Source organism: Cellulomonas oligotrophica (assembly GCF_013409875.1).
GTDB lineage: Bacteria > Actinomycetota > Actinomycetes > Actinomycetales > Cellulomonadaceae > Cellulomonas > Cellulomonas oligotrophica.
In genome coordinates this window covers 2,023,446-2,040,717 of sequence record NZ_JACCBK010000001.1, presented here as the reverse complement: position 1 = coordinate 2,040,717, position 17,272 = coordinate 2,023,446, and the positions used below count along the sequence as shown (strand labels likewise).

Here is a 17,272-nt window from a genome sequence, read left to right as displayed (position 1 = left end):
CAACACTCAGCCTGCTGAGCATCTCGAGAGGCGGGGGTGCCCGGTGCCGCACTCAGCGACTGCCCGTCACCCGGTGAGCCCACCGCCGAGCGTCGCCTGCATCCACAGGAACGGCAGCGCGCCGAGGGCCAGGATCGGGACGAGCCACGCCAGCGCCGGACGGATCTGGCGGCGGGACCCGGCGAGCAGCAGGAGCAGCGCGAGCCCGACCGCCGCGTGCACGACCGCCTCGCGGTGGTAGCCCAGGACGATCGTGAACGTCACGAGCGCCTCGGCGCCCCACACGGCCCCGACGGTCGCGGCCCCGAGCCCGACCAGCCGACCCTGCGCCGCCCGGTGCAGCAGGCCCGCGGCGCCGAACGCCGCCCCGCCCACGACGCCCGCGACCGTCCACACGACCACGAAGGCCGAGCCGACCGCGAAGCCGCGCAGGTCCGAGGTCAGGTAGTAGCCGGCGACCTGGGCGACGCAGGCCAGCACGCCGAGCAGCGGGGCGCTCCACCAGCCGCGCGCGAGCCGCAGCCCGACGACGAAGGGCGCGACGAGCCACGGGGCGACGCCGTTGGCCAGCGCGGTGAACGGCGCAGGCAGCCACGTCTGCAGGAACGACGTCGCCACGCCCACCGCGAGGCCCAGCGCCAGGGCGGCGGCCGCGGCACGCAGGTGCGCCAGGACGTCGGCGCGGCGGGGAGCACCGGTCCGTCGGGCCGGGTCGGCGGGTCGGACGGTCGGCACGGGCGCGTCGGGGTGCGTGGGCGTCGTGGTCATGACGACCAGCGTGGCCCGAGCGGACGAGACGCACCTCCACCTCGCGGGCAGGACCACGGCACCAGGGGACCGCGGACCGGCACCTGAGGCGGAGGCCCGCGCCACCCCCGCCCGCGCACGCTCCTGGCATGACGATCCTGCTGTCGGACCCCCGCGTGGCCGCGGTCCCCGTGCACGACGACGGCGAGCCGCTGGTCGCCCTCGACCCGGCCTTCGGACCCCCCCGCGCGCTGGTCCGCGAGGGGGTGGCGCTCCGCCTCGCCGCCGCCCGGGACCGCCTCCCGGCGGGGGTCGCCCTGCGTGTGCTCGAGGGGCACCGGCCCGTGGAGGCCCAGCGCGCCATCATCGCGCGGTACTCCGCCCAGGTGGCCGCCGACCGGCCGGGGCTCGGCGCCGCGGAGCTGGCCCGCCTCACCAGCCGGTTCGTCGCCCCGGTCGCCGTCGCGCCGCACGTGGCCGGGTCCGCGGTCGACCTCACGCTCGTCGACGACCGCGGCCAGGAGCTCGACATGGGCACCCCCGTGGACGCGACGCCCGAGCAGTCCGGCGGTCGGTGCTTCACCGCGGCTCGCGACATCTCCGCGGCGGCGAGGGCGCACCGGGCGCTGCTCGGCGAGGTGCTCGGCCCGGCGGGGCTGGTCAACTACCCCACCGAGTGGTGGCACTGGTCCTGGGGCGACCGGTACTGGGCCCTGCTGACCGGTGCTGACGCCGCGCTGCACGGCCCCGTCGACCTCGCGGGGGTGGCCGCATGAGCGCGCTCGCCTACGCGCAGCCGCGGACCGGCAGCCGCCCGACGCTCACGGTCGACCTGGGCGCGGTCGCGGCCAACACCGCGTTCCTCGTCGGCCGCGTCGCGGGCGAGGTCATGGCCGTGGTCAAGGCCGACGGGTTCGGGCACGGCATGGTCGACGTGGCCCGCACGGCGCTCGCGGCCGGTGCGACGCGGCTGGGCGTGACCAGCCTGGAGGAGGCCGGGCGGCTGCGGGAGGCGGGGCTGCGCGCACCTGTGCTCAGCTGGCTGAACCCGGTCGATGCCGACTGGGCCGCGGCGCTCGCGCACGGCGTGGACGTCGCGGTGCCCGGTCGTGACCATCTCGACGCGGTGGTCCGCGCGGCGCCCGGCGCACGGGTGCACCTGCAGGTCGACACGGGCATGGCCCGGGACGGCGCCGCGCCGCACCGCTGGGCCGACCTGTGCCGCGCCGCCCGCGCGGCCGAGCGCCGCGGCCTGGTGCGGGTCGTCGGGGTGATGGGGCACCTCGCCTGCGCGGACCAGCCCGGGCACCCGGCGAACGCCGACGGGCGCGCCCGCTTCGCGTGGGCGGTGGCGACCGCCCGGGCCGCCGGTCTGCGGCCGGCGGACCGGCACCTGGCCAGCACGGCGGCCGCCCTGCTCGACCCGGGCAGCCACCACACCCTGTGCCGGGTCGGTGCGGGTCTGGTCGGCATCGACCCGTCGGGCACCACCGCGCTGCGGGCGCCGCTGACGCTCACGGCACCCCTCGTGGACGTGCGGGACGTCCCCGCGGGGTGCCCCGTCGGGTACGGGCACACCTGGACCGCCCCGGCGCCGACGCGGCTCGGGCTGCTGCCGCTCGGCTACGCGGACGGTCTGCCGCGGACCGCGTCGGGTCGTGCGGAGGTCCTGGTGCGCGGCCGACGGCGGCCGGTCGTGGGACGGATCTCGATGGACATGACCGTGGTCGACCTCGGCGCCGACGGGACGGGTGCGGGGGAGACCGTCACCGTCCTCGGGCCGGGGGACGACGGCGGGCCCACCCTGCGGGAGTGGGCGGCGTGGTCCGGCACGATCGAGCACGAGATCGTCACCGGCCTGGGGGCACGGCTGGTGCGTACGGTGCGCCCCGCCGGCCCGAGGGGGCTGTGATGGGCGCGCGCGTGGCCGTCGTCGGCGGCGGGCAGAGCTGTGAGCACGAGGTCTCCCTGGCGTCCGCCGCGGCGGCCGTCGAGGCCCTGCGCTCGGTGGGTCACGAGGTCGTCGCCATGACGATCGACCCGGACGGCGGGTGGCGCGACGCGCACGGGTCCTCGCTCGGGCTCGACGGCGCGGTGCGGGTGCTCAGCACCTGCGACGTCGCCCTGCCGGCCCTGCACGGCCCGCGGGGCGAGGACGGCACCCTGGCCGCGCTGTGCGAGCTGGCCGGTCTGCCCTACGTGGGCTCGGGCGTCCGCGCGGGGGCGCTGGCCATGGACAAGTGGACGACGAAGCTCGTGGCCGGCGCCGTCGGCGTCGCCACCGCGCCCGGGGTCCTGCTCACCGCCGTCGCTGCACCGGGCCACGCCTGGACGCGGCCCGTCGTCGTCAAGCCCGTCGCCGCCGGGTCCAGCCACGGGGTCTCGCTGGTCCGCACGCGGGACGAGCTGGCACCTGCCCTGGCCGCGGCGCTGGCCGTGGACGACCGGGTGCTGGTCGAGGACGTCGTCGTCGGCCGCGAGGTCGACGTGGCGGTGCTCGGGCGCCCCGACGGATCCCGGGTGGTGCCGCCGGCGCTCGAGATCGTCGTCGACGGGCTGTTCGACCTCGGGACCAAGTACGACGGCACGGCGCGCTTCCTCGTCCCGGCACCGCTGACGGACGCCGAGAGCGACGCGCTGCGCGCCGCCGCCGTCACCGTCTACGACGCCCTGGGGTGCGCGGGCGTCGCCCGGGTCGACTTCTTCCTCACCGCCGACGGCCCCGTGCTCAACGAGGTCAACACCATGCCGGGGTTCACCGCGCACTCCCAGGTGCCCCGGATGTTCGCGGCCGGCGGCACGCCCTACCCCGCGCTCGTCGACCTGCTGGTGCGGGACGCGCTCGCATGAGCGGGCGCGTCGAGGCGATCGACCTGCTGCGCGGCATCGCCGTCGCGCTGGTGCTGCTGCGCCACGCCTTCCCCGGCCTGTTCCCCGGGGCGGGCGTGGTCGGCGTCGTCATGTTCTTCACCCTCAGCGGCTACCTGATCACGGGGGTCCTGCTGGGCGAGCTGGAGCGCACCGGGCGCGTCGACCTGGGCCGCTTCTACCGGCGCCGCGCGCGTCGCCTCGTGCCGGCGCTCGTCGTGCTCGTCGTCGCCGTGGTGCTGGTGACCCTGCTGCTCGACCCGCTCGACGACCGCGACCGGCTGCTGCGGACCGTCGCGGTCGCCCTCACGTGGACGGGCAACCTGCCTGTCGGCGAGACGAGCGACGCGACGTTCCACCTCTGGACGCTCGCGACCGAGGAGCAGTTCTACCTGTTCTGGCCGGTCGTCCTCGCGCTCGGGTTCGCGCGCCGGAAGGTCGGCGTGACGCTGCTGGCCGTGGGCGGCGTGTGCGTCCTCGCGTGCGTGGCGACCGTCGTCTGGCTGGCCGAGGAGCCCGACCTGGCGTACACCCTCCCGACCAGCTGGGCGGTCTGCTTCGTGGTCGGCGCGGCCGCCCGGTGGTCGCAGGAGCGCGTCACCGTCCCGGCCCGCGCCGTGCCCGTCGCGCTCGTCGCGCTGGCGGTGCTCAGCGTGGTTCCCTTGCGAGGACACGTGCTCACGTACCTGGCGGGAGGTCCGGCCATCGCTGCCCTCACGGCGGTGCTGCTGCTCGCGTGGCGCACCTGGGACCGGGTGGCGACGCCTGTGCTGCGCCCGCTCGTCGCGCTCGGCACGGTGTCGTACGGGGCCTACCTGTGGAACTACCCGCTGACGGTGTGGCTGCGCCCGCACGTGGAGCACGCTGGTGCGCCGGCCCTCGCCCTGACGGCGGTCTTCGCGGCCCTGAGCTGGCATCTCGTCGAACGCCCCCTGCAGTCCCCGGCGCGCGTCGAGGTCGCGGCATGAGCCCCGCCGACCGGCCGTCGTGGCTGCCCGAGGCGACCGCCGCGGGGGCCGTGCTGATCGTGGGCGCCGCGGAGGCCGTCCGGTCCGGGCCTGCGTCCTGGCTGCCGGTGCTGGGGTTCACCGTCGCCGTGCTGCTGGTGCGTCGGGCCCCCGGCGTCGGGCTCGCGATCGTCTGGGCGCTGGCCGCCGCGCACGTCCTGACCGGGATCCCCGTGCTCGGCGTCGAGGCGGCCGTCGCCGTCGTGGCCTACGCGTGCGCCCGCTGGGGCGGGCGGGCCACCGTGGTGGCCAGCGGGGTGTCCCTGCCCGCGGCGGCCGCGCTCGCGGCCGTCCTGCTCCTGGGCGGGTGGCACGGCTTCTTCGCGGACCTCGGGATCCTGCGGGACCTGGTCGCCTCGGCGTCCCTGGCCACGAGCACGGTCGTCGTCGGGGTGTCCCTGCTCGGGTTCCTCCTGCTCGCCCTGCCGTGGCTCGCCGGGCTGACGGTGCGTGCGGTGGTGCGCGCCCGCCGGTCCGAGGACTCCCAGGCGGCCGCCGAGCAGGACGCGCTGGCCGCGCAGCTCGAGACCGCCCAGGCCCGCGAGATCGCCCGGCTGCGCGAGGAGCAGGCGCGCCTGGCACGCGACGTGCACGACGTCGTCGGCCACTCGCTGGCCGTCATCCTCGCCCAGGCCGAGTCGGCGCAGTTCCTGCCCGACGACCCCGCGGCGCTCAAGCGGACGATGGCCACGATCGCCACCTCGGCCCGGACGTCGTTGCAGGACGTGCGCGGCGTGCTGAGCCCGACCGGCCCGCCGCCCGCCCGCCCGGGTGGTCTGGACGACCTGGTCGACGGGGTCCGCGCCAGCGGGCACGAGGTGCGCTCGGAGCAGCGCGGCGAGCCGCGGCCGATGCCGCCGGAGCTCGAGGTCGTGGCGTTCCACGTGCTGCAGGAGATGCTCACCAACGCGATCCGGCACGGGACGCGCGCGGCCCCGGTCGTGGTGGAGCGGCACTGGCCGGACGGCGGGCAGGGGGACGCGCTGCGGATCATCGTCAGCAACGCCGAGAGCGGAGCCCCGCCCGCCGGGTCCGCGCCCACGCACCCGGGCCTGGGGATCGACGGGATGCGCAGGCGCCTCGAGTCGGTGGGCGGACGGCTGGACGTGCACCGGAGCTACACCGCCGAGGGGCCCACCTTCACCGTCACCGCCTGGGTGCCGGTGCGCGCGAGGACGGCATGATGCACCGGTGACGGACGAGATCTCGGTGCTGCTGGTGGACGACCAGGAGCTGTTCCGCGAGGGCGTCCGGGTGATCGTGGACGCCCAGGACGGCATGCGGGTCGTCGGCACGGCCGGGGACGGCGTCGAGGCGGTCCGGCTCGTCGACGAGCTCGCGCCGGACGTCGTGCTCATGGACGTGCGGATGCCGGAGATGGACGGCGTCGAGGCCACCCGGCAGATCTGCTCCCCGGCGCGCGTGGCCGCCCGGTCGACCCCGGTCCGGGTGGTCGTCCTCACGACCTTCGACCTCGACGACCGTGCTGCCACGGCGATCCGCCACGGCGCGAGCGGCTTCCTGCTGAAGGACACCACGCCGGCGATGCTGCGCGACGCGATCCGCACGGTGCACGCGGGCAACGCCGTGCTCGCCCCCCGCGACCTGTCGGCGCTGCTCGACCGGCAGTTCCGCGCGCCCGCCCCGCCGCCGCCCGGCATCGGCACCCTCACCGAGAAGGAGCGCGAGGTGTTCGACGCGGTCGCCCGCGGCATGTCGAACGCGGAGATCGCCGGGCTGGTGTTCGCGTCGGAGTCGACCGTGAAGACCCACGTCGGTGCGGTGCTGCGCAAGCTGGGGCTGCGCGACCGGGTGCAGGTCGTGGTGTTCGCCCACGAGCACGGTCTCCTCGGCCCCGGTGCGCCAGGCGCGACCGGGCCGGGCTCCCCCTGACGGGGACCCGGGGCACGGCGGCGCCCGAGGGCGCGTTCACCACTGCGAGCGGTCGTAGTCCTTGAGGAAGCAGCCGTACAGGTCCTCGCCGGCCTCGCCGCGCACGATCGGGTCGTACACGCGCGCGGCGCCGTCGACGAGGTCGAGGGGGGCGTGGAAGCCCTCCTCGGCGAGCCGCACCTTGGTGGGGTGCGGGCGCTCGTCGGTGATCCACCCGGTGTCGACCGCGGTCATGAGGATGCCATCGGTGAGCATCTCGGCCGCGCTGGTGCGGGTGAGCATGTTGAGCGCGGCCTTGCTCATGTTGGTGTGCGGGTGCCCGGGGCCCTTGTAGCGCCGGGAGAACACCCCCTCCATGGCGGAGACGTTGACGATGTACGTGCGGCGCGCGGGCGACGCGGCCAGCGCCGGGCGCAGGCGGCTGATGAGGATGAACGGCGCCGTCTGGTTGCACAGCTGGACCTCGAGGAGCTCCATCGGGTCGACCTGCTCGACCGTGGCGACCCAGCTGTTGGTCTCCGCGGCGTCGGGGATGAGACCGCCGGCGTCGATGGACGTGCCGGCGACGAGCCGCTCGAGGCTCGCGGCCTGCGCGGTGAGGGACTGGGCGACGAGGTCGTCGGCGGCCGCGCGGGCGGCGCGCTCGATGGCCAGGGCCGGGCTGGTGAGCTCGCTGACGGACCCGGCGAGCGCGCGCGGGTGGGCGTCGCTGGTGTGCCCGAACGTGGTGATCATGCGGGCGCCCTCGTCGGGCAGCGGTGCCTGCTCGGCGTCCGCGATCCTCGAGTACGCGCCCGGGGAGCGGCGCACGGTCTGCGCGGCGTTGTTGATGAGCACGTCGAGCGGGCCCTGCGCGGCGACGTGGTCGGCGAGGGACACCACCTGGGCGGGGTCGCGCAGGTCGATCCCGACGACGTGCAGGCGGTGCAGCCAGTCGCCGGAGTCGTCCATCGCGCTGAACCGGCGCACCGCGTCGCGGGGGAACCGGGTGGTGATCGTCAGGTCGGCGCCGTCGCGCAGCAGCCGCAGGGCGATGTACATGCCGATCTTGGCGCGGCCGCCGGTGAGCAGGGCGCGCCGGCCGGTCAGGTCGGTGCGGGCGCCGCGCTTGGCGTGGTGCAGCGTCGCGCAGGCCGGGCAGAGCTGGTGGTAGAACGCGTCGACGACCGTGTAGTCCTGCTTGCACACGTAGCAGGGCCGGGCGCGCAGCAGGGTCCCGGCGGTCGCGGCCGTCGTCGACGAGGTCAGCATCAGGCCGTTCGTCTCGTCGTCGATGCGCCCGGGGCTGCCGGTGGCGGTCGCGGCCACGACGGCGGCGTCGGCCTCGGCCTCGAGGCGCCGCTTCTCGCCGCGACGGTGCTTCTTGGCCGCCTTGAACAGCCCGGACGCGGCGCGACGCGCAGCCGTGTGCTGCGGGTGCTCCTGCGGCAGCACGGCGACCTGGTCGACGACCCGCAGGAACGTCTCGAAGTCCGCAGCGCTGACGCCCGGCAGCCCGGCGGGGCCGCCGGCCGCGTCGGGGGTGTCGCCGTGCTGGTCCGGCGTGGTCGTCTGCGCGCTCATGCGCCGTCCGTCCTGCGTGGGGGAGAGGCCCGTCGCGGTCGCGCGGGGCCCGAAAGATGGTACGCGGCCCGCCCGGGGAGCCGGGGTCCCCGGGCGGGTGACCTCAGACGCTCACCGCACGGGCGTCGCGTCGAACGGGACGCCGACGAGAGCCTCGGAGACCGTCCACACCCGGGCGGCCTCCGCCGCGTCGCGCAGGGGCCGGTACAGGGCGTGCGCGGTCGGCGCGCCGCCCAGGTTCCCGAACCCGGCGGGGCCGAACAGCCGCCCGCCCGCCGGCTCCGGCGTCGTCGCGGCCAGCAGCGCGGGCAGTGCGGCGCTCTCGGGGGTGCCCAGCAGGATGCCCGCGGCGGACAGCCGCCGGATCATCCCGATCTGCGGGGTGTCACGCTCGCGCCCGATCTCCGCCCGCGCCCCGAGCAGGCTGGTCGGCGCGACCCCGGGGTGCGACAGGTTGCTCGTGACGCCCCAGCCACCCGCGCGGCTGCGGCGGTCCAGCTCGAGGCCGAACAGGCCGAACGCGATCTTCGACTGGCTGTACGCGCGGCGGCCCTCGTAGAACCTCTCCCAGTTCAGGTCGTCCCAGTGCATCGCGCCGCTGCGGGCCGCGACGCTGATCTGCGACGTCACCCGGGCCCGGCCCGCGGACAGCAGCGGCAGCAGGTGCGCGACGAGCGCCACGTGCCCGAGGTGGTTCGTCCCGAGCTGCAGCTCGAACCCGTCCACGGTGGTCTGCCGCTCGGGCGGGGTCATGACCCCGGCGTTCGCGATCAGCAGGTGGATCGGTCGTCCGTCGGCGCGCAGCTCCTCGCCGAGGGCGGCCACCGAGCGCAACGACGCCAGGTCGAGGTCGTGGACCGTGACGCGGGCGCCGGGGTGCTCGGCGCGGATCGCGGCGACCGCGGCCTGCCCCTTGGTGCGGTTGCGGGCGGGCAGCACGACCTCGGCACCGGCACCGGCCAGGCGACAGGCGATGCGCAGGCCGATCCCGTCGCTGGCGCCGGTGACGAGCGCCCGGCGGCCGGTCAGGTCGGGCAGGTCCAGGTGGGGTGTGCGAGGCATGGTGGCTCCAGGGTCGAGAAGGGTCAGCGGTACGAGGGGGTGGGTGCGGGGGCGGGGACCGTGAGCGTCCCGGCCGCCCGGCGGGCCGCGACGAGCGTCACGGCGAAGTGCACGGCGAACGCCGACGTGGCCGTGACCTGGATCGCGGCGAGGACCGTGGGCTCGTCGGCGAGGTAGAACACGACCCGGACGACGAGGTTCGCCGCCGCCATCGCGAGCCCGACGACGGAGCTGACGACGTAGACGCGGCGCAGCGCCGGGTACGGGCACCAGTCCCGGGGCCCGCCCGACAGCGGGTTGACCATGAGGCTGGTCAGCGGTCGGCCCGCGACCAGCGAGACGACGTAGGCGACGACGAAGACGACGGGCAGCAGCATGCTCGGCAGGAAGAACGCCCGGGCCTCGCCCGCCAGCGCGGCGACGCCGGCGCAGACCCCGGCGACGACCAGACCGGCGACCGCGGCGCCCGGCGGCTCGCGGCGGGCCAGGCGCACCGCGAACGCGAGCAGCGCGGTGAGCCCGAGGGCCACGAACGCCGCCTCCAGGCCGGCGGCGGCGTCCGCGGCGACGAAGGCCGCGGTCGGTGCCACGGCCACCGTCAGGCCGACGGGACCGCCGACGCGTTCGAGGGCGCGCTGCGTCGCGGCACGTGCCTCGGACTGCTCGGGCAGGTCGGGCAGTCCCAGCACCCGGCGGGCGGCGGCACTGACGCCGACGGTGGTGCCGGCGGCGTGCGTGGGGCGTCGGGCGTCGACGGTCGGGGGACGGTTCACGGGTTCCTCCTCGGGTCGGGCGGGCTGTGCAGCCAGCGTCAGCCGCGGGGCGGGTCCCATCCAGGGCCTCCCGATCCACCCCTCGCACGCCGGCCGCCCGGCCCGGCGGCGCCGCGAGAGGGGGATCGGGAGGCCGTGGCTGCGCGGGGCACGGCACGGTAGGAACAGGGGGTGCTCAACCGAGGGGGAGTGGTCGCGTGATCGACAGGGCAGGGCTCGCGGAGTTCCTCCGCCGCCGCCGGCAGGCCATGCAGCCCGAGGACGTCGGGATGCCCCGTGGTCCGCGGCGCCGGACCGCGGGGCTGCGCCGCGAGGAGGTCGCCGCCCTGTGCCACATGTCGACCGACTACTACGCCCGCCTCGAGCGTGAGCGCGGACCGCGCCCGTCCGAGCAGATGACCGCGGCGATCGCGCAGGGCCTGCACCTGACCGTGGACGAGCGCGACCACCTGTTCCGCCTCGTCGGGCACCAGCCACCGCCCCGCGGTGCGCTGAGCGAGCACGTCAGCCCCGGCCTGCTGCGCATCCTCGACCGTCTGGACGACACCCCGGCGGAGGTCGTCAGCGAGCTCGGCGAGACCCTGCGGCAGACCCCGCTGGCCGTCGCCCTCGTCGGCGACGCCACGGCCTACACGGGCCCTGCCCGCAGCATCGGGTACCGCTGGTTCACCGACCCCGCCACCCGCGCCATGTACCGGGCCGACGACCACGCGCACCTGTCCCGCGTGTACGCCGCGCACCTGCGCCAGGTCGTCACCCTGCGCGGGCCAGGGTCACGGGCCGCGGCGCTCGCCGACCGGGCGCTCGCGGCCAGCGCCGAGCTGCGCACCCTGTGGGAGGCGCACGAGGTCGGCGTCCGCCCCGACGACGTCAAGCACTTCGTGCACCCCGCCGTCGGCGAGATCGAGCTGCACTGCCAGACGCTGCTCGACCCGCAGCAGTCGCACCGCCTGCTCGTCTACACGGCCGTGCCCGGCACCGAGAGCTACGACCGGCTCCAGCTCCTCGCAGTCCTGGGCACCCACGCGCTGGCATGACGCGCGGCCGACCGGCTGTCCGCGGGACCCGACGTGGCCTCAGGCCCCGCGCACCCCGAAGACGTGCAGGTCGAGGTCGGCGCTGAGGGCCTCGCAGGCGACGCGGCCGCGCACGCTGGTGCCCTGCTCGTCCAGCGGCGGGCTGACCACGGCAGCGCCGAGCACGCCGGGCGCTGACAGCACGATGCCGCCCGACACGCTGGACTTCGCCGGCACGCCCACGCTGCGCATCCACCGGCCCGAGCCGTCGTACACCCCGCACGTCGCCATCACCGAGACGACGTCCCGTGCCACGCCCGCCGGAACCACGCGCTCGCCGGACACGGGGTTGACGCCCCCGCCCGCCAGCGTGGCCCCCATGACGGCCAGCGCGCGGGCGTCGACGCGCACCGCGCAGGCGGCGGCGTAGACGGCGACGGCGTCGTCGGCCCCGACCTCCAGCGTGCCCTCGGCGCGCATGAGGTGCGCCAGGGCGTGGTTCCGGTCGCCCAGCAGGTGCTCGCTGCGGGCCACGTCCTCGTCGACCCCGAGGTCCTGCCCCGCGAACGCGGACAGTCCGCGCAGGATCCGCGCGGTCCGGCCCTCGACGTCGCCGCCGTCGACGAGCGCTGCCGTGAGCAGCGCACCGGCGTTCACCATGGGGTTGGGCGGGCGACCGGTCCCCGTCTCCAGCTTGATCGCGTCGAACGACTCACCGGTCGGCTCGATGCCGATGAGGTCCAGCGCGCGCCCGCCGGTGTCGAGCAGGGCGAGCGCGAACAGGAACGGCTTGACGGCGGACTGCACGCTGAACGGCACGTCGGCCTGCGCGCTGGTGCGCACGGTCCCGTCGAGCAGCGCGAGCGCGAGCCCGCACAGCCCGGGGTCGGCCGCCGCGAGCTGGGGGATGCTGTCGTCGACGGTGCCGCCGCCCTCGCCGAGCACCCGCTCCCGCAGGGCGTCGAGGTCGTACGCGCGGGCTTCGGGGGTGCGGCTCATCCGCCCATGCTCGCCCGCGCGGGCGCCGGCCGCACGAACACCCACGACGTCACCGCGGAGACCGGCTCCACGAGCGGACCGCCCGGCGCCCGCCCGCCCCGAGCCCCTCGCCGTGTCGTCGGGTCGGCACGAGGTCGGTCCTGAGGGGGCTCAGGCGGCGGTCCGGCGCTCCTGCAGCCGGATCGGCATGACGAGGCTGGCGTCCTGGGCGCGGTGCGTCGCGGTGACGCGCAGGACGGACCGGTCGCCCTCGACGGCGAGGGTGACGTGCTCCGCGTGCGCGGCGCGGACGGCGTCCAGCACGAACGTCCGCGAGTAGCCGAGGACGTCGCGCGGTCCCGGCGCGGTCAGGCGCACGTCGTCATGGTCGAGACGGACGACGAGGACGTCACCCGCCGCCGACGCGGACGCGACGAGGGCGTCGGACCCGACGGTGGAGGCGCGGGCCTGCGGTGGCGCCAGGAGCGGGGCGTAGTCGGGGTACGGCGCGGCCACGGGCTCGCTCGTGAGGCCGAGGACGTCGACGACGTGCGTGCCCAGCGTGATCGGCCCCGCGCCGGATGGCGCCGCGGTGACCAGCGCGTCCACGAGCGGGAGGGGTGCCACGACGCGGACCGGCGGGCCCGACGGGTCACGCACCGGCACCGTCGCGAGCGCCAGGCGGTGCCGGTCGCAGCCGACGAGCCGCAGCGTCGGCCCGTCGAGGTGCAGCAGGACACCGGTGAGGCCCGGCCACGTGGAGTCCGTGGCTGCGACGGCGTGCCGGACCGCCGTGACGGCACGGACGAGGTCTGCGGCGTCGACCGTCCCGCGCGCGGTGCGCAGCAGGAGGGCGCGGGCCGCCTCGAGGTGCCGGGTCGCGGCGGCCAGGTCGGCCTCGAGCCGGCCGCGGTGCCGGTCCAGGACGGTGCCTGCCGCGTCGGGCGCGGCGAGGACGGCGACGAGGTCGGGCACCGGCAGCCCCGCCTGGCGCAGGCTCGCGACCAGCCGGGCGGTGCCGACCTGCGCCGGGGCGTACCAGCGGTAGCCCGTCGCCCGGTCGACGTGCACGGGTCGCAGCACCCCGGCGGCGTCGTAGAACCGCAGTGCGGACACGGGCAGGCCACCGGCGCGGGCGAAGGCCCCGATGCTGAGCAGGTCGTCGTGCACCGGGCCACTGTGCGCCCTCGACCGGCACGAGGGTCAAGCCCGCGCGGGCACCCGGCTCCGCGCCCACGCCGCGCAAACCGCCAGCCCTGCGGCCGTCGTCGCGAGCGCCCAGTCCGGGGACGTGCGCTCCGCCAGCGCCCCCAGGGCGACCGTCGTCACCAGCACGGGCAGCACCTGCGCGAGCCCGACGACCGCCTGCACGCGGGCGAGGTGCGTGCGCGGCGCGCTCCCCAGGACCACCGGTGCCAGGCGGGTGACGAGCACCCCGTTCCCGACGCCGAGGACGAGCCCCCCGCCGACCGCGACCACGGCACCGCCGCTCCCCGTGCCGCCCAGCGCCGGCGCGGCGGCGAGCGCGAGCGCCCCCGCCGTGCTGACCGTCAGCCCCGTCGCGGCCGATGCCAGGCCGGACCGGCGCCGGGCCGCGACCAGCGCTGCACCCACGACCCCGACGCCCACCGCGCCGGCGACCGCCCCCGACGCGCCCGGGCCCCAGCCCGCCGCCCGGCCGAGCAGCGGCACGAGGAGCGACGGGACGGGCAGCAGCAGCGCCGCCCCGGCGCCGGTGAGCAGGAGCGCCGCCCGCAGGACCGGGTCGCCGGCCACGACGCGGAACCCGCCGAGCACGTCGTGCCGCGCACCCGGGGCCGACCTGGCGCCGACGCCGGGCGTGCCGCGGATCGCGACGAGCGCGCCGACCGACACGCCGAGCGCCGCGGCCGCACCCCAGGCGACGGCGGGCAGGCCCGTGGCGCCGACGAGCACGCCGCCGACCGGTGCCGCGGCCATCAGCACGCACTGGCTGACGCCCTGGCGCAGGGCGAGCGCGCGGGGCAGCCGGTCGTCGTCCACCAGTCGTCGCGGCATCGACCCCGTCGCGGGCAGGCACAGCGCCGTCGCCGTGCCGAGCGCCAGCGACCCGGTCAGCAGCAGCCACGGCGGCGCACCGAACCGGGCCAGCGCGAGGCCGAGCACGGCGGTCGTCACGAGCAGCGCCGTCTCGCCGACGAGGAGGAGGCGTCGTGCCCCGACCCGGTCGGCGACCGCGCCGCCGACGACCAGCAGGGCCGCACGGGGCAGGGTGCCGAGCGTGAGCACGAGCGCCGCGGCGGTCCCGCCCAGCCCAGCGGCGGCCCACCCGAGCGCGAACCCCAGCACCGCGTCGCCGAGCCGCCCCACGGTCGACCCCGCCAGCCACACGAGGTACGGACGGGGGAGCGCCTGCGCGGGTGCCGGGTCGACGGTCATAGCGGCACGCTCCGGCCTCGACCCGCTCGAGGGTCAAGCGTCCGCGCGCGGTGCCGGGCGTGCGCGAGCGGACCGGCTCCGGTGCGCCGCAGGCGGCGGGCGCGCACCGGCTGGTGGCGCGGTGGTCACCGGCACTGCCCGAGGCGGCCCAGACCGGCGGTGACCAGAGGGCGCCCGCCGAGGGAGCCGGACGACAGGTCCACGTCCGCGTTGTCGACGCACACGAGGTGCTCCGCGGCGTCGATCCCGTGCAGCAGCACCTGCGTGTTGCCCTCGAACCGGGCCGACCCGCCCACGGTGACCTTGAACGCCTCGGGGTGCAGCGGGCAGCTGTTGACCGTGTACAGGGGGAGACCGACGTGCACCCGGTCGTGGTTCCGGACGATGAGGTGCTCCTCCAGGGCCACGTCGCACAGCGTGACGCCCCCGCCGGCCTTCAGCGTCAACCCTCGCGCGGTGACGGTGCTGAGGGTCGTGGGCCCGTAGCTCCTGGACGGCACGTTGATCCATCCGTCGACGTCGACTCGCCTCAGGGTCGTCGTGTGCGTCCCGCCGACGTTGAGCGACCCACCGAGCGTCACGTTGACGAGGGAGACGAGCTGGGCCTCTCCCCGGATCGGGCTCGAGAACGTCGAGTGAGCGGCCTGCATGATCCCGACGTCGTCGAGCCACGTGCGGCCGTGCACCGTCGACTCACGCACGTCGACCCACCCTGCGCTGACGACGGCTCCGTGCACGGTCGAGCGCTGGAGCCGCACGGTGGCACCTCGGTCGACGAGGAGGTCGCCCGTGATCTCCGCCGTCGAGACGGTGCACGAGATCTCGGTCGGTACGCGGACGTCGCCGACCACCTCGCCCTGGAGCGTCCCGTCGCACAGCACCGGGCCGTCGTCGGTGGCTCCGGCGGAGGACGCCGTCGCGCCCGCCGCCGTCATGGTCAGGACCAGCACAGCGGCGCACACCGTGCGCGCCACCCGGTTCGTCGCCGTTCCCATCGGTCGTCCTCCCTACGACGTCGGACAAGGCGTTCAGCCCAGGTCGACGCACTGGCCGCGTCGTCCCGCGCCGGCGGTGACGAGGGGCGTGTCGGGCCCCCCGCCGGGGTCGAGCACCACCGCGTCGTTCTCGACGCACGCGAGGTGCTGGGCGACGTCGAGGCGGCGCAGCCGGATCGTCCCGTTGCCGTCCAGCAGCGCGGACCCGCCGACGCTCACCTCGTACGCGCCCAGGCCCCAGCCGGGGCGCCGGCCCATGCAGGAACCACCGTCGTCGTTGGGGTAGCCCATCGCGACGCTCTCCACGTTCCGCACCACGAGGTGCTCGGCGAGGTGCACCTCGCACATCGACAGCCATTCGGCGTCGCGGACGGTCAGCCCCTGCCCGTCGACGTCGCTGAGCTGGAGGGATGCCTGGGGCCTGGTCGGCAGGTTCACCCAGCCACCGACGTCGACCCCACTCATGTAGACCCGGGTCAGGGCCGAGACGTTCAGCGAGCCGCCGATGCTCGACCCGTACAGGTCGAGCGCGCCCGCCCGCCCCTTCACGGACCCGAGGATCGTTGCGCCGTCCGTGCCGAGCCGGTACGCGTCGTCGAGCCAGACCCGCCCCTGCACGGTCACGGTGTGCCCCAGCCGCACGTACCCCGAGCTGATGACGTCGCCGACCACGGTCGACGCCACCACGCGGACCTCGCCGCCCGGGTCGACGAGCAGGTCCCCGCCGACCCGGGAGAGGAAGACGCGGCACGCCCGCCCGGTCGGCACCCGGACGTCCCCCTCGACCTCCTGCCCCTCGAGGTCTCCCCGGCACACCACGGTCTCGGTGCCGGTCGACGCCGGTCCGGGGTCGGCACTCGCCGTGGAGGCGCCGACCACCCCGGTCGTCGTCGCGAGCGCCAGCGCGACCACGGCGCGGGCGAGGCGTGCTGATGCAGATGTCATGGCGGTTCCCCCCGCGGCGCGCGGCGTCGCGCGCCAGTCTGTTCGGGGGACGCCATCCACCGCCGGACCGGCTGCGGGCAGCCGCGAGGGCGCCCACGCACCGGCGAACCCGGCGGAGGACCGGTGGCGCACGACGCCCCCCACGTCGGTCGACCACGGTCCCGACCAGTGTGCGCCCCACGCCCGCCCGGCACCACGCCCGGCCTCGCCCGGACTGCCCGCCGGGCGAGTCCCACCGTCGAACGGGCCCTGGCTCACGTCTCCGGCGCCGGTGGCGTGAGCCGTGTCCCGTTCGCCGATGAGCCGTCGTCGGGACGATGGGGGGCAGACGTGCCTCGGCGAGGGAGGTGGTGCGCCACGATGGGGGCGTGGAGCAGCGCGGGGGACGGCGTGCGGGTGAGGGTCGTCGCCGGCGGGTGGCCGCCCGGTCGCGTGCGGTGGGCGCCACGATCGGGGTGGCGCTGGTCCTCGTGGCGGTCGCCTCGACGGTGACCCTCGGGGGCCCGCTGGAGATGGCGGACGGGGAGTACGAGGTCTGCGCCCCGCTCCCGCGGCACGCGCACGCCGCCTACGGCGTCAACCTGCCGTCGGGCCGGACGGCCGACGTGACGATCGCGTCCGTCGCGCCCGTCGCCCCGGTCGGCATCACCGTGAGGTCCGCCCACCTCATCACGTACCCGGACGACCACCATCGGCTGATGCTCGACGCCTACCCGCCCGTCGAGCAGCTCCCCGACCTGTGGCCCACCGCCGTCGGGGCGATCGGTGCGACGGTCCCGGCGGGCGACGTCGTCGACCTCGTGGTCGAGCTCGAGGCCACCGGTGACGAGGCGTCGCTCGACGGCGTCGAGATCGTCTACACCGCCGACGGGCGCACCTATGTCACGCAGTCCCATGTCGCGGTCACGCTACGCACGGCCGGGTGCGTCTGAGGCCACCGCGGGCACGGCCCCGGCGACGCAGAAGACCGCCGGCGTCGCCCGAGGAGGACGACGCCGGCGGAGGTG

17 protein-coding genes are annotated in these 17,272 nt (G+C 76.5%); 8 read left to right on the top strand and 9 right to left on the bottom strand.

Translation table 11 applies throughout. From position 1 onward, the window contains the following. Window positions 1-66: 66 nt before the first annotated feature. The gene (locus BKA21_RS09060) at window positions 67-768 is read right to left on the bottom strand and encodes a DUF6518 family protein (RefSeq protein WP_140457913.1); all 702 of its coding nucleotides are present in this window, start codon (window positions 766-768) and stop codon (window positions 67-69) included. Between the two features lie 128 nt (window positions 769-896). On the opposite strand from BKA21_RS09060, the gene BKA21_RS09055 reads away from it, so the two are divergent. Genes BKA21_RS09055 through BKA21_RS09030 form a run of 6 tightly spaced genes read left to right on the top strand, consistent with a single transcriptional unit; the run spans window position 897 to window position 6,515 of the window. Further along, entirely contained in the window at window positions 897-1,523 is a 627-nt protein-coding gene (locus BKA21_RS09055) for a M15 family metallopeptidase (RefSeq protein ID WP_140457912.1), read from the top strand. Then, the gene (gene alr / locus BKA21_RS09050) at window positions 1,520-2,659 is read left to right on the top strand and encodes an alanine racemase (protein WP_140457911.1); all 1,140 of its coding nucleotides are present in this window, start codon (window positions 1,520-1,522) and stop codon (window positions 2,657-2,659) included. Before BKA21_RS09055 ends, alr begins: the two co-directional genes overlap by 4 nt. Further along, a complete protein-coding gene (locus BKA21_RS09045; protein WP_140457910.1) occupies window positions 2,659-3,597 on the top strand; it encodes a D-alanine--D-alanine ligase family protein in 939 nt (312 codons plus the stop codon). Before alr ends, BKA21_RS09045 begins: the two co-directional genes overlap by 1 nt. Further along, window positions 3,594-4,583 (top strand): acyltransferase family protein, encoded by a 990-nt coding sequence (locus BKA21_RS09040; RefSeq protein ID WP_140457909.1) that lies wholly within the window; start codon window positions 3,594-3,596, stop codon window positions 4,581-4,583. The genes BKA21_RS09045 and BKA21_RS09040 overlap by 4 nt, the downstream gene beginning before the upstream one ends. Continuing rightward, complete coding sequence (locus BKA21_RS09035) at window positions 4,580-5,806, top strand: sensor histidine kinase (RefSeq protein ID WP_140457908.1); 1,227 nt, start codon at window positions 4,580-4,582, stop codon at window positions 5,804-5,806. Before BKA21_RS09040 ends, BKA21_RS09035 begins: the two co-directional genes overlap by 4 nt. Before the next feature lie 7 nt (window positions 5,807-5,813). Then, complete coding sequence (locus BKA21_RS09030; protein WP_140457907.1) at window positions 5,814-6,515, top strand: response regulator; 702 nt, start codon at window positions 5,814-5,816, stop codon at window positions 6,513-6,515. Window positions 6,516-6,551: 36 nt separating this feature from the next. Here BKA21_RS09030 and BKA21_RS09025 read toward each other — a convergent pair whose 3' ends face one another. From BKA21_RS09025 to BKA21_RS09015, 3 genes are all read right to left on the bottom strand, one after another. Continuing rightward, window positions 6,552-8,078 carry an SDR family NAD(P)-dependent oxidoreductase gene (locus BKA21_RS09025; RefSeq protein WP_140457906.1) on the bottom strand — a complete coding sequence of 509 codons (1,527 nt, stop codon included), beginning with the start codon at window positions 8,076-8,078 and terminating at the stop codon, window positions 6,552-6,554. 111 nt (window positions 8,079-8,189) lie between these two features. Then, a complete protein-coding gene (locus BKA21_RS09020) occupies window positions 8,190-9,140 on the bottom strand; it encodes an SDR family oxidoreductase (protein WP_140457905.1) in 951 nt (316 codons plus the stop codon). A 23-nt stretch (window positions 9,141-9,163) separates the two neighbouring features. After that, window positions 9,164-9,913, bottom strand: coding sequence for a DUF3159 domain-containing protein (locus BKA21_RS09015; RefSeq protein ID WP_140457904.1), 750 nt, complete (start codon window positions 9,911-9,913; stop codon window positions 9,164-9,166). 197 nt (window positions 9,914-10,110) lie between these two features. On the opposite strand from BKA21_RS09015, the gene BKA21_RS09010 reads away from it, so the two are divergent. Continuing rightward, entirely contained in the window at window positions 10,111-10,950 is an 840-nt protein-coding gene (locus BKA21_RS09010) for a helix-turn-helix transcriptional regulator (protein WP_140457903.1), read from the top strand. Window positions 10,951-10,989: 39 nt separating this feature from the next. Here BKA21_RS09010 and glsA read toward each other — a convergent pair whose 3' ends face one another. The 5 genes from glsA to BKA21_RS08985 form a co-directional block, all read right to left on the bottom strand. Then, window positions 10,990-11,928: a glutaminase A gene (gene glsA, locus BKA21_RS09005; RefSeq protein ID WP_140457902.1), complete on the bottom strand. Its 939-nt coding sequence runs from the start codon at window positions 11,926-11,928 to the stop codon at window positions 10,990-10,992. A gap of 150 nt (window positions 11,929-12,078) precedes the next feature. Next, complete coding sequence (locus BKA21_RS09000) at window positions 12,079-13,077, bottom strand: DNA polymerase III subunit beta family protein (protein ID WP_140457901.1); 999 nt, start codon at window positions 13,075-13,077, stop codon at window positions 12,079-12,081. Between the two features lie 33 nt (window positions 13,078-13,110). Continuing rightward, window positions 13,111-14,325, bottom strand: a complete 1,215-nt coding sequence (locus BKA21_RS08995; protein WP_140457900.1) for an MFS transporter — start codon at window positions 14,323-14,325, stop codon at window positions 13,111-13,113. 125 nt (window positions 14,326-14,450) lie between these two features. Continuing rightward, complete coding sequence (locus tag BKA21_RS08990; protein ID WP_140457899.1) at window positions 14,451-15,320, bottom strand: hypothetical protein; 870 nt, start codon at window positions 15,318-15,320, stop codon at window positions 14,451-14,453. 33 nt (window positions 15,321-15,353) lie between these two features. Beyond that, complete coding sequence (locus BKA21_RS08985) at window positions 15,354-16,265, bottom strand: hypothetical protein (protein ID WP_140457898.1); 912 nt, start codon at window positions 16,263-16,265, stop codon at window positions 15,354-15,356. 437 nt (window positions 16,266-16,702) lie between these two features. On the opposite strand from BKA21_RS08985, the gene BKA21_RS08980 reads away from it, so the two are divergent. Next, a complete protein-coding gene (locus BKA21_RS08980) occupies window positions 16,703-17,197 on the top strand; it encodes a hypothetical protein (RefSeq protein ID WP_179625344.1) in 495 nt (164 codons plus the stop codon). Window positions 17,198-17,272 lie beyond the last annotated feature (75 nt).

Coding starts and splice junctions, on each gene's coding strand:
- BKA21_RS09020 (WP_140457905.1), bottom strand. CDS start 9,140: ATGCCTCGCACACCCCACCTGGACCTGCCCGACCTGACCGGCCGCCGG.
- BKA21_RS08990 (WP_140457899.1), bottom strand. CDS start 15,320: ATGGGAACGGCGACGAACCGGGTGGCGCGCACGGTGTGCGCCGCTGTG.
- BKA21_RS09035 (WP_140457908.1), top strand. CDS start 4,580: ATGAGCCCCGCCGACCGGCCGTCGTGGCTGCCCGAGGCGACCGCCGCG.
- glsA (WP_140457902.1), bottom strand. CDS start 11,928: ATGAGCCGCACCCCCGAAGCCCGCGCGTACGACCTCGACGCCCTGCGG.
- BKA21_RS08985 (WP_140457898.1), bottom strand. CDS start 16,265: ATGACATCTGCATCAGCACGCCTCGCCCGCGCCGTGGTCGCGCTGGCG.
- BKA21_RS09045 (WP_140457910.1), top strand. CDS start 2,659: ATGGGCGCGCGCGTGGCCGTCGTCGGCGGCGGGCAGAGCTGTGAGCAC.
- BKA21_RS09055 (WP_140457912.1), top strand. CDS start 897: ATGACGATCCTGCTGTCGGACCCCCGCGTGGCCGCGGTCCCCGTGCAC.
- BKA21_RS09025 (WP_140457906.1), bottom strand. CDS start 8,078: ATGAGCGCGCAGACGACCACGCCGGACCAGCACGGCGACACCCCCGAC.
- alr (WP_140457911.1), top strand. CDS start 1,520: ATGAGCGCGCTCGCCTACGCGCAGCCGCGGACCGGCAGCCGCCCGACG.
- BKA21_RS09040 (WP_140457909.1), top strand. CDS start 3,594: ATGAGCGGGCGCGTCGAGGCGATCGACCTGCTGCGCGGCATCGCCGTC.
- BKA21_RS08995 (WP_140457900.1), bottom strand. CDS start 14,325: ATGACCGTCGACCCGGCACCCGCGCAGGCGCTCCCCCGTCCGTACCTC.
- BKA21_RS09060 (WP_140457913.1), bottom strand. CDS start 768: ATGACCACGACGCCCACGCACCCCGACGCGCCCGTGCCGACCGTCCGA.